The organism is Marivita sp. NO-S04 (genome assembly GCF_059070475.1).
In genome coordinates this window covers 2,874,845-2,889,980 of the sequence record NZ_CM180980.1, presented here as the reverse complement: position 1 = coordinate 2,889,980, position 15,136 = coordinate 2,874,845, and the positions used below count along the sequence as shown (strand labels likewise).

The window sequence follows — 15,136 nt, the reverse complement described above, 5'->3', positions numbered from 1 at the left end:
CAGTATTTCAAAACTCTGGACTGCGTGTTCTTTTGGTCAACCATCGTCCTCAAGACATGGCCACGGATGCGCTGCTATCCCGGTATCACGGTCGCTAAGAGAGCGATCTTAGACGCCCACATAGGTTTCTGACACCTCGGGCGTGATGTCCGCAAAAGCACCCGACCATACCGTTTCACCCCGTCCGAGGATCACCGCGCGGTCTGACACCTGCGCCAACTCCCGCACCGATTTGTCAATCAGCAGGATCGCGGTTCCTGTTTCTTGTTTCAGCCGCGCGATGGCGGCCCAGATTTCCTGTCGGATGATCGGGGCAAGGCCTTCGGTCGCCTCGTCAAGGATCAGCAAACGTGGGTTTGTCATCAGGGCACGTCCAATAGCCAGCATCTGCTGTTCACCGCCGGAAAGAGAAGCGGCGCGCTGGGTATGGCGTTCGCCCAGTCGCGGGAACAGGTCGGCGATGGAGCGCAAGGTCCAATCGCCTGGCTGCGCCGCCGCAATCAGGTTTTCTTCGACCGTCAGATCGCGGAAACAACGCCGTCCCTCGGGGGCGAGGCCGACGCCCAACCGCGCCACTTTGTGGCTGGGCAGGTCGTGCAAGGAGTGTCCGGCAAAGTTCAGTCCCCCCTCCGACGCGATCATGCGGCAGATCGCTTTGACGGTCGTCGTCTTGCCCATGCCATTGCGCCCCATGAGTGCGACGACTTCACCTTCCGCCACATCCAGCGTGACACCGAACAGTACCTGCGCCACGCCATAGCGCGCGGTCAGGTTATCGACCGAAAGCAGCGTCACGCCTCTTCCCCCAGATAGGCTTCACGCACGGCGCGGCTTTGCCTGATCTCGTCAACTGTCCCCGAGGCGATCACCTGACCGTAGACCAGCACGCTGATCCGGTCGGCAAGGGCAAAAACGGCGTCCATGTCGTGTTCGACCAACAGGATCGGAGCCTCAGACCGCAATTGGTCAAGGAACGCGGTCAGCAGTTTTGATCCCTCGGCCCCCAGTCCCGCCATCGGTTCGTCCATGACAAAGGCTTTGGGCGACAAGGTCAGCGCTACGGCGACCTCAAGCTGACGGCGCTGACCATGCGATAGCTCGGCACATCGGGTGTGCCGATGTTCGATCAGCCCGACACGTTCCAACGCAGCTTCGGCCTTGGCGGTCAGCGATGTGTCCGACAGCGCCCGCGACCAGAACCGCCACGGATTGCCCGAACTTCCCAGCGCCCCAAGCACGACGTTTTCGAGAACGCTGTCTTCCATCGCCAGCGCCGAGATCTGGAACGTGCGTCCCAGCCCAGCTTGCGCGCGCGCCTGTGTGCTGTCCGAAGTGACATCCCGCCCCAACAGGTGCACCGACCCAGAGTCCGGTCGCAACCCGCCACAAATCTGTGCGATCAACGTCGATTTGCCCGCCCCGTTCGGTCCGATGATGGCGTGGATTTCCCCTGCCTTCAGGTCGATGGACACGTTATCGGTCGCCGTCAGCGCGCCGAAGCTTTTACACAGGTTCCGCGTGGCGAGGATCGCCTCAGACATGGGCGCCCTCCTTACCGGTCAGCAGACCGATGAGACCGCCACGCGCGAAAAGAACGATCGCCAGAAGAATAAGGCCCAGATAAACGTGCCAGAACTCAGTGAGCGCCCCCAACCAATGCTCCAATGCTACAAACAGGCAAGCACCGATGACAGGACCATAAAGCCGCCCGACACCCCCGATGATGATGAGAACGATAAGCTCACCGGACAATTGCCAACTGAACATGGTCGGCGACACAAACCGGTTGAGATCGGCAAAGAGCGCCCCCGCTAGCCCGGTGATCGCGCCCGATATGACAAACGCCACCAGCTTGAGCCGCATCGGGTTCAGGCCCACCGTTTCGACCCGTGCGGGCACCTGACGCGCTGCGTTCAGTGCCAGACCGAAGGGCGCGTTCTGGAGCCGTGCGTTCAGGAACAGGACAATGCAAAGCAGGGCAAAGCACAGGCCGAAGAACTGGACTGGCACTAACGTGTTCAAGCCGGGAAAGCCGTTGCGCACGTAGATTGATAGCCCGTCTTCGCCGCCATACGTGCTCCAGGAAATGGCGAAGTAGTAGAACATCTGCCCAAAGGCGAGGGTGATCATGATGAAATACACACCAGAGGTGCGCAGGCTGAGCAGGCCGATGATCCAAGCGGCAAGGGCGGACACGATAACCGCCACGAGCCAGATGATCGGCATGGACTTGGTTCCGGCAAGGCTTAGCCCGAACAGATCAAGCGAGGTATAAGTCTGCGCATGGTAGGCAAGAATGCCCATCGCATAACCGCCCAAGCCGAAGAACACCGCATGTCCAAGGCTCACAAGGCCGCCAATGCCAAGGGCGATGTTCAGTCCGACAGCGGCAATCGCAAGGATCACCGCGCGGGTCACAAGGGTGATGGTGAAAGGCTCGTCTGCAACGATGGCCCAGAGCGGCACCACCAGAAGACCCGCGAAGACAACCCAGTTCAGCAGGCGTTCCGGGATCATGCGCGCGCTCCGAACAATCCAGTGGGTCGCCAGATCAGCACAAGGCTCATCAGAATGTAGATCGCCATGGAGGCCAATGCCGATCCGGTCTGCGTGGCAGCACCCGGCTCCATGAACAGCTTAAACAGCTCCGGCAAGAAGATCCCGCCCAGTGTGTCGGTCAGCCCGACTAGAAGCGCCCCGATGAACGCGCCTTTGATCGACCCGATGCCACCAATCACGATCACCACGAAGGCAAGGATCAACACGGGTTCTCCCATGCCCACCTGCACCGACTGGATCGCGCCCACCAGTGCACCCGCCAAACCGGCGAGCGCAGCGCCGATGGCAAAGACAAGCGTATAAAGCAGCCGGATATCCACACCCAATGCCGCGATCATTTCGCGGTCATTCTCGCCCGCGCGGATCTGGATGCCGATGCGCGTGCGTTCAATCAGGGCCCACAGCCCAAGCCCGACCAACAGCCCGACGGCGATCAGTGTCAGGCGATACAGCGGATATTGTATCCCACCGGGAAGGGTGACCGGGCCGGACAGGTAGTCGGGTATATCAAGGAAAAGTGGGAAAGACCCAAACAGCCACCGCGTGCCTTCCGAGAAGACAAGGATCAGCGCAAAGGTCGCCAAGACCTGATCAAGATGCGCTTTGCCGTAAAGCCGTCGGATCACTGTCATTTCTATCAGCGCGCCGGCGATTGCGGCGACTGCCAATGCGGCGCCCAACGCCAGTATGAACGATCCCGTCGCCCCTGCCACCGCGGCTGCGGCGAACGCACCGATCATGTAAAGCGACCCGTGCGCGAGGTTGATAAGCCCCATGACGCCAAAGATCAGCGTCAGACCAGCCGCCATCAAGAACAGCATAACGCCGAATTGAAGCCCGTTCAGGACTTGTTCGATGATCAGAAGTGTCGACATGCCTTCGCGCGCTTCGGTGTGCCAAGGTTCACCCCCGGCACACCTTATTGCGTCTTACATCTTGCAATCAGCGGCGTAGACGTCGGCGTGGTTCTCAAGCGCAACACCGATGATCTTGTTGGTGAAGACATCGCCTTCCTTGATGACTTCACGTGCATAGATCGTCTGGATCGGGTGGTGGTTCGGCCCGAACGTGAAATCTCCACGGGTGCTGTCGAAATCGGCGGCACGCAGCGCCTCGCGGAAGGCATCGGCGTCCGACACTTCGGCCGTGTCCAGCGCGGACAGGATCAGGTTCGCGGTATCAAACCCTTGGCTTGCATAAAGCGACGGCAGACGGCCGTATTCAGCTTGGAAGCTTTCGACAAAGGCCGCGTTGGTCGGATTGTCGATGTCTTTGTTCCATTGGCTGGTGTTTACAACACCAAGAGCCGCGTCGCCCACCGCTTGCAGGATACCCTGATCAAAGCTGAAGGCCGGTCCGACGACAGGCAGATCGACGCCGCTGTCGGCATATTGCTTGAGGAAGGAAATCCCCATCCCACCGGGCAGGAAAAAGAACACGCTGTCTGCGCCAGACGCCCGGATCTGCGCGATCTCGGCGGCGTAATCGGTCTGGCCCAACTGGGTGTAGACCTCGCCTGCCAGCTCACCTTTGAACAAGCGCTTGAACCCGGTCAGCGCGTCCTGACCCGCCGGATAGTTGGGCGCAAGGATGAAGCTGTTGGAATAGCCTGCGGACGTCGCATAAGCGCCAGCCGCTTCGTGTAGGTTGTCGTTCTGCCATGCCACGTTGAAATAGTTCTGGTGGCACCCCTGACCGGCCAGTGCAGATGGGCCTGCGTTTGGCGACAGGTAGAACTTGCCCTGCGCGGTCACGCTCGGGATCACGGCCATGGCAAGATTTGACCAGATAATCCCGGTCAGGATGTCGACCCGTTCGGACTGCACCATTTTGTCGGCCAGTTGCACAGCGATGTCAGGCTTTTGTTGGTCGTCCTCGATCACGACTTCGATATCATCCCGCCCCGACTGGCCGATGGCCAGCATGAACCCGTCGCGCACGTCGATGCCAAGCCCGGCACCGCCGCCAGACAAGGTTGTGATCATGCCGATCTTGGTTTCGGCAAAGGCGGATGTCGCGCCGATTGCCAAGGCCGCAGTGGCCATCAATAGCTTTTTCATCTGGTTCTCCCCGTTGTGATCGTCCCTTATGATCGCGCCGTTGCTACAGCCGGTCTGTCGGCGCGGGTCTGATCTGGGACGTTTTATCTGTAAATGTGTTGAACAAAGCGGACCGAAAAACAAGGCATTGCTGCGATTAACTTGTGCCATGACCGGTGCTTTGCTGCTGGGATTGCGAAAATTCCCGCTTGATAAAATCGGTTCAGGCGCGCTGGATGCTCAACCGCGCCTGTAGGCCGGTGGTCGAGTTCTCAAAGGACAGTGCTCCGTTGTGCAGTGCCGCGATAGTAGCAACGATGGACAGGCCCAGCCCGTGTCCCGCAATGTAATCGGTATTCTCGCCGCGCTCAAACGGGCCGATCAGGTCTTGAACATCCTTGGCCAGCGTGTCGGACCCTTCGTCTTCAATCACGATGGTGGCAGTCTGTGCATCGGTTTCGATGGCGACACTGGCGCTTCGCCCGTATTTCAGGGCGTTGTCGATCAGGTTGGTGATCGCCCGTTCCAATGCCACGGGACGACCGCTTATGATGACCTGCCGCCCAGTCGTGACGACGCTTTGCCCCTGCCGCGACATGAACAGCGACCTGCCCCCCTGAACCACCACATCGCGTGGGGGAACAAGGGTCACCGGCTCGCCCACGTCTTGATAGTCAGACACAATGGTTTCAACGAGCGCGTTCAGCGACAGCTTGCGTGGCGCTTCGGCATTCATCTCTGCGCGGGTGTAGGTCAGGGCGCTTTCGATGATTCCCGTCATCGAGTCGATGTCCGACTCTAGCTTGCGGCGCAATTCGGTGTCCGTAATCAGGGCTGTCCGCAATCGCAGACGCGTGGCAGGCGTGCCCAGATCATGACTGACGCTTGAGAGAACTGCAGCGCGATTGGCAAGCTGTTTGCGCTCGGCTTCGAGAAACGAGTTCAGGGAATCCACGATATCCCGCAATTCGCTTGGACCCGTCGTTTCGTAACTATCCGGTCCGCCAAAGCGCCGATTGCGGAAGGCCTGAGCAAAGGCGTCGAAGGTCTGTGTCGTGTTCCCGATCAGCGTGACCAATGCCGCCACTGCTAAAAGCGCAACCAGAACCGCCATAAGACGCATGTCGCGCGGAGCGGCGTCGCAGCCCCAGATTGCGCTGCCGTCCACCCGGTGCCATGGCCCGTTACCATATCGCGCCAACAGGATCGGATCGCTGCAATAGGTCGCAAAGAGGCGGGTCAGTGCTGCCAACTGTGCCGAGGCGCTGGGCACAGCGTCCGCTTGAATGTCCGCAACCGGATAGCGCAAAACGTCCGAAATAGCGCCAATCTGCAATCCACCCTCGTTGTTTTGCAGCGACAAAACCGTGACATAGGCGGGCTGCGGCATGCCTGAAATGCGTTCGAACTTGCCCGTTTCCGCAAGCACCGCATCCGCCGCAGACAAAAGCGCGACGTTCAGGTTGGGGTGTGTGTCCTGTCCGGTGCGCAACGCCTCGTAGGTCAGCAGCCCGGCGGTTTGCGCCGAGGCAAGATGGTCTGTCCACGATTGTGTCGACCTGAGCCACAACAGTGTTGCAACCGACCCCGACACCATCGCGATCGCGACCCATATCAGCGCGAGGCTGCGCAGCCGGACCCCGCGCTTCATCAGTCGGACTCGGCGGCTACATCGACGGCAAAGACATAGCCCGTCCCGCGTTCCGTGCGGATCATATCCGGTGCCTTGGGATCGGTTTCGATCTTGGAGCGCAGGCGACCGACAAGCACATCGATAGCACGTCCGGTGGCTTCGGGTTGGTCCTGATCGCCGGTCACATCCAGCGCTGTTGCGATTTCCTGCCGCGTCAGTGGGATATGCGGATTGGCAAGCAGCACCTTAAGAAGCGCGGTTTCACGACGTGACAGCGTGACCTGATACCCGTCGGGCGACCGGACTTCATCCTGCTTGCCGTCATAGACCCAGCCGCCAAAGCGGAACGTCTGGATGCGCCTCCTGTAGATCAGCGATGACGACCGGCGTGCCCGTGAGAGCACAGCTCGCACCCGCGCAAGCAGCAATTCCGGGTTAAAGGGTTTGGCGATGTAATCGTCCGCGCCGGTCTCATACCCCGCCATGCGCTGGTGATCGGCAGAGAGGGCGGAGACCATGATGATCGGAACATCATGATCGCGCCGCAAGCCTTGGCAGATCTCCAGCCCGCTTTCATCGCCCAGCATCACATCCAGTAAAACAAGGTCTATCCGCCCGTCATCGAGATGGCGATGTACGTCGGCTTCGGTTGCGGCAGGCAAGGCGATGCACCCGTGCTGACGCAGATACTGGCACATCATCTGGCGCATGTCCGGATCGTCATCGACGACAAGAAGTCGTGGAATCGCCATCTGCCGTTCTCCTCCCTGCACGGCACGTCTGCACCGCGGCGCCCTCTGTTATGTAACAACAGGAAACGAAATCTCGTCCAGTGTAACAGCGTGTAACGAGAGCTGTAAAAATCTGCACGCCGTAACTGAAAACCCGCCATGACGAGATTGCAATGCTAGGGGTGATTTCGCCAAACATAAGCACCTGATGCCAGAACTGGCACAGATTTTGGGAGGACTACACACATGAAATCCGTATTTTTCGGCGCTGTCTCCGCCACCGCTCTGATCGCATCCGCAGTATATGCCGAACCCCAGGCAGAAGTTCTGCACTGGTGGACATCGGGCGGCGAAGCGAAATCCGTCGCAGTGCTGCAGGAAGAATTTGCCTCGAAGGGTGGCCAGTGGACCGACATGCCCGTCGCAGGTGGCGGCGGTGACGCTGCAATGACCGCTTTGCGCGCACGCGTTCTGTCCGGCAACGCTCCGACCGCCGTTCAGCTTAAGGGCCCGGCAATCCAGGAATGGTACGAAGAAGGCGTTTTGGCCGACATTTCGTCCGTTGCCGAAGCGCAGGGCTGGGCAGACGTTCTGCCGGCGTCCATCGCTGGTCACATGAAGTGCGAAGGCACGTGGTGCGCGGCACCCGTAAACGTACACCGCGTTGACTGGATCTGGGCGAACGCAGATGTTCTCGAAGCCAATGGCATCGAAATGCCGACCACATGGGACGAGTTCAACGCAGCGGCAGAAAAGCTGCAGGCGGCTGGTATCATCCCGCTGGCGCATGGCGGTCAGGCTTGGCAGGACGCAACCGTGTTCGAAGCAGTCGCGTTGGGCGTTCTCGGTGCCGATGGTTTCCGCAAGGCGTTTGTCGATCTCGACATGGACACTCTGAAGTCCGACGAGATGAAGGCTGTCTTTGACCAGATGCGCACCATGCGCGGCTATGTCGACGACAACTTCTCGGGTCGTGACTGGAACCTTGCCACAGCAATGGTCATGAACGGCGAAGCGGCGTTCCAGATCATGGGCGACTGGGCCAAGGGCGAATTCATGGCGGCTGGCAAAGTGCCGGGCGAAGACTTCCTCTGCGCGTCCGTTCCGGGTGACGGCTTCCTCTACAACGTGGACAGCTTTGCGATGTTCGACGTGGACGGCGACGACAAGAAAGCCGGTCAAGAACTGCTGGCGGAGCTGATTGTCGGTCAGAACTTCCAGAAGGTGTTCAACTTGAACAAAGGGTCGATCCCGGCACGCGTTGACGTGTCTCTGGAAGAGTTCGACAGCTGTGCGCACCTGTCCGCCAAGGACATGGGCGAAAGCTCCGACAACGGATCGCTCCTGCCCAGCTATGCCCACGGCATGGCGCTGCGCGGTGCGCAGTCCGGTGCGATCACTGACGTTGTGACTGCGCACTTCAACTCCGACATGTCCTCGGATGAAGCCGTCAACATGCTGGCCGACGCGGTCGCCAACAGCATGTAAACGCAATCTCCCGCCCCAAAGCACCCGCTTGGGGCGGGACTTTCAGGGACAGATCCAATGACCAAGTGGCTTGAAGAAAACACGCCCAAATTGGTACTGGCGCCCTCGTTCATCGCAGTTCTGATCTTTGTCTATGGCTTCATAGCCTGGACCGCTTGGGTCTCGTTCACGCGATCGCGCCTGCTGCCACGCTATGATATCGAAGGCTTCATCCAGTACGAACGCCTGTTCGCATCGCCCCGCTGGGACACTGCGCTGAACAACCTGTTCGTTTTCGGCTTTCTGTTCATCGTGATCGCGATGGTGCTCGGGCTGGTTCTGGCGATCCTGCTGGATCAGAACATCCGCACCGAAGGCGCGCTCCGCACGATCTATCTCTACCCGATGGCGCTGTCGATGATCGTCACCGGTACGGCTTGGAAGTGGATTCTGAACCCCGGTCTGGGCATTCAGGCCATGGTCCGAGGTTGGGGGTTCGAAGACTTCACCTTCGACTGGCTGGTGAACCCGGATATGGCGATCTACACCATCGTAATCGCCGCGATCTGGCAAAGCTCGGGCTTCGTGATGGCGCTGTTTCTGGCCGGTCTGCGGTCGGTGGATGGCGAGATCATCAAGGCCGCACAGGTCGATGGTATCCCGACATGGCGCATCTACACCGCCATCATCATTCCATCGATGGCCCCGATCTTTCTCTCGGCATTCATCGTGCTGTCGCACCTCGCCATCAAAAGCTTTGACCTTGTCATCGCGCTCACCGGCGGTGGTCCCGGCTATGCGACGGATCTGCCTGCAACTTACATGTACGCGATGGCCTTTTCGCGCGGCGACATCGGTCAGGCGGCAAGCTCTGCCATGATTATGATGATGGTCGTCTTCGCAATCGTCGTCCCGTACCTCTATTCGGAACTGAGGACCAAAGATGACTGATCTGTCCATGTCTCAGGCCACGGGCCAAAACCGGACAGGCAAGATCATCCTGCGCTGGGTTTTGTATCTCGCGCTGGGTCTGTTTGCCCTGTTCTACCTTATGCCGCTTTTCGTGATGATCACCACGTCGCTGAAAAGCCTTGACGAAATCCGCACGGGCGACCTGATCGCCCTGCCACGGGACGTCACGTTCGACGCGTGGCGCACTGCATGGTCGGGGGCGTGTACCGGCATCCAATGCGAAGGCGTGCGCCCATATTTTTGGAATTCGATCCTGATCGCCATCCCGGCGGTCGCGATCTCGACCCTGCTGGGCGCGATGAACGGTTATGTCGTAGCGCAGTGGCGGTTTCGCGGCGCCAACATCATCTTCTCGCTGATGCTGTTCGGCTGCTTCATCCCGTTTCAGGTGGTGCTGCTGCCGATGGCGCGAACCTTGGGGATCATCGGCATCGCAGGCACCATTCCAGGGCTGATCTTCGTTCACGTGATCTATGGGCTTGGCTTCACCACGCTGTTTTTCCGCAATTATTATGTGTCGATCCCGTCGGAGCTGACCAAGGCGGCCAAGGTGGACGGGGCAGGGTTCTTCCGGATTTTCTGGTCGATCTTCCTGCCGCTGTCTTTGCCGATCATTGTCGTGACCGTTATCTGGCAGTTCACCCAGATCTGGAACGACTTCCTGTTCGGCGTGTCCTTTAGCCAAGCGGGCACCCAGCCGGTGACCGTCGCCCTGAACAACATCGTCAACTCGACCACTGGCGTCAAAGAATACAACGTTGACATGGCTGCTGCGATCATTGCCGCGCTGCCGACGCTGTTCGTCTATGTCGTCGCCGGCAAGTATTTCATCCGCGGTCTGACCGCCGGATCCGTGAAAGGATAAACCCATGTCTCCGATCCTGGACATCAACAACCTCTACAAAAGCTACGGCACGACGGAGATCCTCAAGGACATCAACGTGTCGATCGAACCGGGCGATTTCCTTGTGCTGGTCGGCCCTTCGGGCTGCGGCAAGTCCACGCTGCTGAACTGTATCGCCGGGCTCGAACCGATTTCCGGCGGGGCCATCAGCATCGGCGGTAAGGACATGACCCATGTCAGCCCCAAGGACCGCGACATCGCAATGGTGTTTCAGTCCTACGCGCTTTATCCGACCATGACTGTCGCCAAGAACATCACATTTGGCATGAAGGTGCGCGGTGTTGATCAGGCCACGCAGGACAAGAAATTGGCTCAGGTGGCGGCGCAGCTGCAGATCGAACCGCTACTCAATCGCAGGCCCGGTCAGCTTTCGGGTGGTCAGCGACAGCGTGTTGCGATGGGGCGGGCACTGGTGCGCGATCCCAAGCTGTTCCTCTTTGACGAACCGCTGTCCAACCTCGACGCCAAGTTGCGGGTCGAGATGCGGACCGAGATCAAGGCGCTGCACCAGAACCTTGGCGCGTCGATGGTCTACGTCACCCATGACCAGATCGAAGCGATGACGCTGGCCACCAAGATCGTCGTGATGAAAGGCGGCGTGATCCAGCAGATCGGATCTCCAGCAGAAATCTACAATCGCCCGGCCAACCTCTTTGTGGCCGACTTCATGGGCAGCCCCGCGATGAATCTGATCCCGGCCAAAGCGCATCGCGCCGACGAAGGCACACGGATCGAGATCACTCGTAAATCTGGCGAGCCGATTGTCCTGACCGACACCAAGAACCGAGATCTGCCCGAAGACGTGATCCTTGGCGTGCGTCCCGAAGACATCGCCGATCCCGATCTGCGCGGGTCCGAGTCGACGCAGGCGGCTGAATGCCTGATCGACATTGTCGAACCGGCGGGGGCGGACACATTCGCTGTGATGCAACTGGGTGGAAAACACGTCACCGCGCGTCTGCACGCAGAAACGACGGCCAAGCCCGGTCAGCCAAAGCGGCTGTCCTTTGATCTGGGCAAGGTGTCGTATTTTGCGCCTGAAACCGGGCTGCGGCTGAACTGAGAAAAGACCGGGTGGTCAGTCTTTGAAAGACCACCCGGAAGCTTTCACCTGATCCGTATGCGCGCCCAACGTGGGCGCCGTCCGGTCCAGCGCAAGGCTCGACGTGCTGAAGGTGATCGGCGTACGCACACCCGGTACACCCTCGGGCATGATCTTCATCCCACGGTGAATGATCTGCGGATCGTCGAACACTTCTCCAACCGTATTGATCGGGGATGACGCCACTTGCTTGGCCTTCAACGCCTCAAGCAAATCGGCCTTGGTCATCTTCGCCGTTTCGGCTTTGAGCATCGCGATCAGTTCGTCGCGGTGCTGCACCCGCTGGGCGTTGGTCCGGTACTCAGGGTTCTCGCCAATGTCAGGTCGTCCCACAATCTCGCACAGGCCTTGGAATTGGCGATCATTGCCCGAGGCGATGATGATATCGCCATCTGAGGCCGGGAAGACCTCATAAGGCACGATGTTAGGGTGCTGGTTCCCCATCCGATTGGGCGACTCGCCAGTCACAAGGAAATTCATCGCCTGATTGACAAGACACCCGGTGCCCGCATCCAGCAGGCTCATGTCGATGTGTTGACCTTGGCCGCTTTCGTCGCGTTCCCGCAGGGCCGCCTGAATTCCGATCACGGCGTATAGGCCGGTGTAGATGTCGGTGACCGCGACACCCACCTTTTGCGGTTCACCTGCCGGATCACCCGTGATCGACATCAGCCCTGAAAGCCCCTGAACAAGGTAGTCATAGCCTGCGCGTTCGGCATAGGGGCCGGTTTGGCCAAAGCCCGTGATCGAACAGTAGATCAAGCCGGGATTGGCTGCCGACAGGCTGGCATAATCCAAGCCATATTTTGTCAGTCCGCCAACCTTGAAGTTCTCGATCAGCACATCCGCCTCGCGGGCAAGGTCTTGCACAAAAGCGCGGCCTTCTTCGGTCGTCAGATCCGCCGTGACCGAGTATTTCCCCCGGTTGCAGCTGTAGAAATAGGCGGCTGACGGCGTATCCTCGCCTTCACGCTCGATAAAGGGCGGGCCCCACGTGCGGGTGTCGTCGCCCTTGGGGCTTTCCACCTTTATCACGGTTGCGCCAAGATCGGCCAAAGTCTGACCGACAATTGGCCCGGCAAGGATGCGGGCCAATTCAAGAACTTTCAAACCTTCCAGCGGTGCTGACATCAGAAGAACGCCTGCAACCCTGTCTGTGCCCGGCCAAGGATGAGGGCGTGTACGTCATGCGTGCCCTCGTAGGTGTTGACCGTTTCAAGGTTCTGTGCGTGACGCATGACGTGGTATTCCGCCATGATACCGTTACCGCCATGCATGTCGCGGGCATTGCGTGCGATGTCCAAGGCCTTGCCGCAGTTGTTGCGCTTGATCAGGCTGATCGCCTCGGGCGCTGCGGTGCCAGCGTCGAGCATCCGGCCTACCTGCAAGGCCGCATGTAGGCCCAGCGTGATCTCGGTCTGCATGTCGGCGAGTTTCTTCTGGAACAGCTGCGTCTGTGCCAGCGGCTTTCCAAATTGCGTCCGGTCCAAACCGTACTGACGTGCGCGGTGCCAGCTGTCCTCAGCAGCCCCCATCACGCCCCAAGCGATGCCGAAGCGTGCACGGTTCAGACAGCCGAACGGACCTTTGAGACCCTCGACACCCGGCAGCAACGAATCTTCACCTACCTCAACGTCCTTCATTACAATCTCGCCGGTGATCGACGCGCGCAACGACAGCTTTCCATTGATCTTGGGGGCAGACAGACCCTTCATGCTTTTTTCGAGAACAAAGCCGCGGATCTTGCCACCATGTGCTTCGGACTTGGCCCAGACCACGAACACATCCGCAATCGGGCTGTTCGAGATCCACATCTTGGCACCGTTGATGACATAACCGCCGTCGGTTTTCTTGGCGACGGTTTTCATGCCAGCAGGGTCCGACCCCGCATCAGGTTCGGTCAGGCCAAAACAGCCGATCAACGTGCCTGCGGCGAGACCCGGCAGGTATTTCTTACGCTGCTCATCGGTGCCATAGGCGTGGATCGGGTACATGACCAAAGAGCTTTGGACGCTCATCATCGACCGATAGCCGCTGTCGATGCGTTCGACTTCGCGGGCGACAAGACCATAGCTCACATAACCCGCACCCAGACCGCCGAACTCTTCGGGGATGGTCACGCCCAACAGGCCCATCTCGCCCATCTCTGCGAAAATCTCGGGCGCGACACCTTCGTTCAGATACATGTCCGACACGCGCGGCAGCAGCTTGTCCTTTGCGTAGGCCGCAGCGCTGTCCGCGATCATGCGCTCTTCCTCGGACAGAGCCGCGCTCAGACCCAGAGGGTCCTGCCAGTCGAATTTGGCGAGTGAGGGTCCGTGACCCGCGTGTGACGCATCAAGCATGTCCATGCTCCTCTTTCATGTCATTGGCGGCAGCCGATCCGGCGATGTGCCCCAGAACCGTCGCTGCCAGCAGCCCATTGCCGGATAGATAACCGCTATCACCGGAACCTGAAACACCCACCGCAGCACCTCCCGCCGCAAAGAGGTATTTCAAGACGCCACCGTCGGTTTTGCAGACGCGGGCGTCTTGATCGACGCGCAAACCACCCTGCGTGTGGAACAAGGCTCCGGTCACCTTCACCGCACAGTACGGCGGTTTGAGCGGTTCGCCAAGGAAGCTGCGTCCAAAAGCGTCAGGCCCGTCCGTGGGAATGCTGGTGATCGTCTGGGTCAGTGCGTCTTCAGGAAGGCTCGTGATCTCAGCCAGTTCGGTCAAAGTGTCGGCGGTGCGGATTGCGCCGATGGCCTCGGCATCCTTGAAGTCCTGAAACTGCCGCGCGATTCCTGCGATGCGGCTGTCAAAGATTGTCCAGGCAATGCCCTCGGGTTGGGCCAGCACGGCGCGAGCGGCCTCGGAATAGCCCTGGCTTTCGTCCCAAAACCGCGCGCCGTTCAGGTTCACCTGCACGCCGCCTTGGGTGATCACCGCCCACGTGATCAGTATGCCCTGCGGATACGCGACATTCCCGTGGCCTTGATAGGCACCGAGATGCAGGGTTTCCGCCCCAAGCGCCTCGCCCCAGGTCACGGCATCGCCCTGATTGTAGTCATGCCCGAACCAGACCGCGTTTTCGATCTCTGGCATGAACTGGCGCACCATGGCACGGTTGCCGCCATAGCCGTTGCAGGCAAGGATCAGCGCGCCGCAGCCCACATCTTCCGTACCGTTCGGCCCTTCCAACCGTACGCCTTTGACGATGTCACCCTCCGCAAAGAGAGATGTCGCGCGGCGGTTGCAGATTATGTCGATCCCCTGCGCCTCACAGGCGGTGCGCAACCGGTCGATCAATTCCCGCCCTGCGCGCGTGGGAAGCCCGTGCATGCGTCTGCGCGAATGGCCGGGATAGTCGAAATCGGTGACGACCGAGAAGGGAAGGTCGAACTTGTCCGCCAGCCATTCGATCACTTTGCCCGAGTTCCCCGCCAGCAGATCGACAAGATCCTGCGGGTTCTCGCCCTTTGCCTTCTTCTGGATGTCCTGTGCGAACAACTCCGGAGTGTCCTCGATCCCAGCCTCCCGCTGAAACCGCGTGCCCGCTGCAGGGATCAAACCGGCAGACAGAGCGGTAGAGCCCGAGGGTGCGGCATCTGCCTCAACCACCAGAACCGATGCCCCGGCATCATGGGCTGTCAGGGCCGCAATCAGACCACACGCCCCCGCGCCGACGACCAGGATCGGCACGTCCAGATCGAACCCGGTGTCGGGGGGCGGCAATATCGACAT

Annotated in this window: 14 protein-coding genes; 4 read left to right on the top strand and 10 right to left on the bottom strand. The window is 59.8% G+C overall.

Going from position 1 to position 15,136, the window contains the following annotated elements:
* Positions 1–108: 108 nt before the first annotated feature.
* The 7 genes from ACK3EW_RS14800 to ACK3EW_RS14770 form a co-directional block, all read right to left on the bottom strand.
* Complete coding sequence (locus ACK3EW_RS14800; RefSeq protein WP_493806798.1) at positions 109–795, bottom strand: ABC transporter ATP-binding protein; 687 nt, start codon at positions 793–795, stop codon at positions 109–111.
* Complete coding sequence (locus ACK3EW_RS14795; protein WP_493806797.1) at positions 792–1,541, bottom strand: ABC transporter ATP-binding protein; 750 nt, start codon at positions 1,539–1,541, stop codon at positions 792–794. Before ACK3EW_RS14795 ends, ACK3EW_RS14800 begins: the two co-directional genes overlap by 4 nt.
* Positions 1,534–2,517: a branched-chain amino acid ABC transporter permease gene (locus ACK3EW_RS14790; RefSeq protein ID WP_493806796.1), complete on the bottom strand. Its 984-nt coding sequence runs from the start codon at positions 2,515–2,517 to the stop codon at positions 1,534–1,536. Before ACK3EW_RS14790 ends, ACK3EW_RS14795 begins: the two co-directional genes overlap by 8 nt.
* The gene (locus tag ACK3EW_RS14785; protein ID WP_439120677.1) at positions 2,514–3,434 is read right to left on the bottom strand and encodes a branched-chain amino acid ABC transporter permease; all 921 of its coding nucleotides are present in this window, start codon (positions 3,432–3,434) and stop codon (positions 2,514–2,516) included. Before ACK3EW_RS14785 ends, ACK3EW_RS14790 begins: the two co-directional genes overlap by 4 nt.
* A gap of 54 nt (positions 3,435–3,488) precedes the next feature.
* Positions 3,489–4,619 carry an ABC transporter substrate-binding protein gene (locus tag ACK3EW_RS14780; protein WP_493806795.1) on the bottom strand — a complete coding sequence of 377 codons (1,131 nt, stop codon included), beginning with the start codon at positions 4,617–4,619 and terminating at the stop codon, positions 3,489–3,491.
* A gap of 202 nt (positions 4,620–4,821) precedes the next feature.
* Positions 4,822–6,249 carry a sensor histidine kinase gene (locus tag ACK3EW_RS14775; protein WP_493806794.1) on the bottom strand — a complete coding sequence of 476 codons (1,428 nt, stop codon included), beginning with the start codon at positions 6,247–6,249 and terminating at the stop codon, positions 4,822–4,824.
* Positions 6,249–6,983, bottom strand: coding sequence for a response regulator transcription factor (locus tag ACK3EW_RS14770; protein ID WP_439120680.1), 735 nt, complete (start codon positions 6,981–6,983; stop codon positions 6,249–6,251). The genes ACK3EW_RS14775 and ACK3EW_RS14770 overlap by 1 nt, the downstream gene beginning before the upstream one ends.
* Before the next feature lie 225 nt (positions 6,984–7,208).
* Here ACK3EW_RS14770 and ACK3EW_RS14765 point away from each other — a divergent pair, with 225 nt between their 5' ends.
* The 4 genes from ACK3EW_RS14765 to ACK3EW_RS14750 are packed head-to-tail and all read left to right on the top strand — an operon-like array spanning position 7,209 to position 11,368.
* Positions 7,209–8,450 (top strand): ABC transporter substrate-binding protein, encoded by a 1,242-nt coding sequence (locus ACK3EW_RS14765; protein WP_439120681.1) that lies wholly within the window; start codon positions 7,209–7,211, stop codon positions 8,448–8,450.
* 57 nt (positions 8,451–8,507) lie between these two features.
* Positions 8,508–9,380 (top strand): carbohydrate ABC transporter permease, encoded by an 873-nt coding sequence (locus tag ACK3EW_RS14760; protein WP_085628754.1) that lies wholly within the window; start codon positions 8,508–8,510, stop codon positions 9,378–9,380.
* On the top strand, positions 9,373–10,266 hold the full coding sequence (locus tag ACK3EW_RS14755; protein WP_085628755.1) for a carbohydrate ABC transporter permease: 894 nt from the start codon (positions 9,373–9,375) through the stop codon (positions 10,264–10,266). Before ACK3EW_RS14760 ends, ACK3EW_RS14755 begins: the two co-directional genes overlap by 8 nt.
* A gap of 4 nt (positions 10,267–10,270) precedes the next feature.
* Positions 10,271–11,368, top strand: coding sequence for an ABC transporter ATP-binding protein (locus ACK3EW_RS14750; protein WP_085628756.1), 1,098 nt, complete (start codon positions 10,271–10,273; stop codon positions 11,366–11,368).
* A 15-nt stretch (positions 11,369–11,383) separates the two neighbouring features.
* Here the strand turns inward: ACK3EW_RS14750 and ACK3EW_RS14745 are convergent, their stop codons facing one another.
* The 3 genes from ACK3EW_RS14745 to ACK3EW_RS14735 are packed head-to-tail and all read right to left on the bottom strand — an operon-like array spanning position 11,384 to position 15,136.
* The gene (locus ACK3EW_RS14745; RefSeq protein ID WP_493806793.1) at positions 11,384–12,538 is read right to left on the bottom strand and encodes a CaiB/BaiF CoA transferase family protein; all 1,155 of its coding nucleotides are present in this window, start codon (positions 12,536–12,538) and stop codon (positions 11,384–11,386) included.
* Positions 12,538–13,752, bottom strand: coding sequence for an acyl-CoA dehydrogenase (locus tag ACK3EW_RS14740; RefSeq protein ID WP_493806792.1), 1,215 nt, complete (start codon positions 13,750–13,752; stop codon positions 12,538–12,540). Before ACK3EW_RS14740 ends, ACK3EW_RS14745 begins: the two co-directional genes overlap by 1 nt.
* Positions 13,745–15,136, bottom strand: a complete 1,392-nt coding sequence (locus ACK3EW_RS14735; protein WP_493806791.1) for an FAD-dependent oxidoreductase — start codon at positions 15,134–15,136, stop codon at positions 13,745–13,747. Before ACK3EW_RS14735 ends, ACK3EW_RS14740 begins: the two co-directional genes overlap by 8 nt.

Coding starts and splice junctions, on each gene's coding strand:
- ACK3EW_RS14760 (WP_085628754.1), top strand. CDS start 8,508: ATGACCAAGTGGCTTGAAGAAAACACGCCCAAATTGGTACTGGCGCCC.
- ACK3EW_RS14755 (WP_085628755.1), top strand. CDS start 9,373: ATGACTGATCTGTCCATGTCTCAGGCCACGGGCCAAAACCGGACAGGC.
- ACK3EW_RS14745 (WP_493806793.1), bottom strand. CDS start 12,538: ATGTCAGCACCGCTGGAAGGTTTGAAAGTTCTTGAATTGGCCCGCATC.
- ACK3EW_RS14765 (WP_439120681.1), top strand. CDS start 7,209: ATGAAATCCGTATTTTTCGGCGCTGTCTCCGCCACCGCTCTGATCGCA.
- ACK3EW_RS14775 (WP_493806794.1), bottom strand. CDS start 6,249: ATGAAGCGCGGGGTCCGGCTGCGCAGCCTCGCGCTGATATGGGTCGCG.
- ACK3EW_RS14785 (WP_439120677.1), bottom strand. CDS start 3,434: ATGTCGACACTTCTGATCATCGAACAAGTCCTGAACGGGCTTCAATTC.
- ACK3EW_RS14795 (WP_493806797.1), bottom strand. CDS start 1,541: ATGTCTGAGGCGATCCTCGCCACGCGGAACCTGTGTAAAAGCTTCGGC.
- ACK3EW_RS14780 (WP_493806795.1), bottom strand. CDS start 4,619: ATGAAAAAGCTATTGATGGCCACTGCGGCCTTGGCAATCGGCGCGACA.
- ACK3EW_RS14770 (WP_439120680.1), bottom strand. CDS start 6,983: ATGGCGATTCCACGACTTCTTGTCGTCGATGACGATCCGGACATGCGC.
- ACK3EW_RS14735 (WP_493806791.1), bottom strand. CDS start 15,136: ATGTCGATATTGCCGCCCCCCGACACCGGGTTCGATCTGGACGTGCCG.
- ACK3EW_RS14790 (WP_493806796.1), bottom strand. CDS start 2,517: ATGATCCCGGAACGCCTGCTGAACTGGGTTGTCTTCGCGGGTCTTCTG.
- ACK3EW_RS14750 (WP_085628756.1), top strand. CDS start 10,271: ATGTCTCCGATCCTGGACATCAACAACCTCTACAAAAGCTACGGCACG.
- ACK3EW_RS14740 (WP_493806792.1), bottom strand. CDS start 13,752: ATGCTTGATGCGTCACACGCGGGTCACGGACCCTCACTCGCCAAATTC.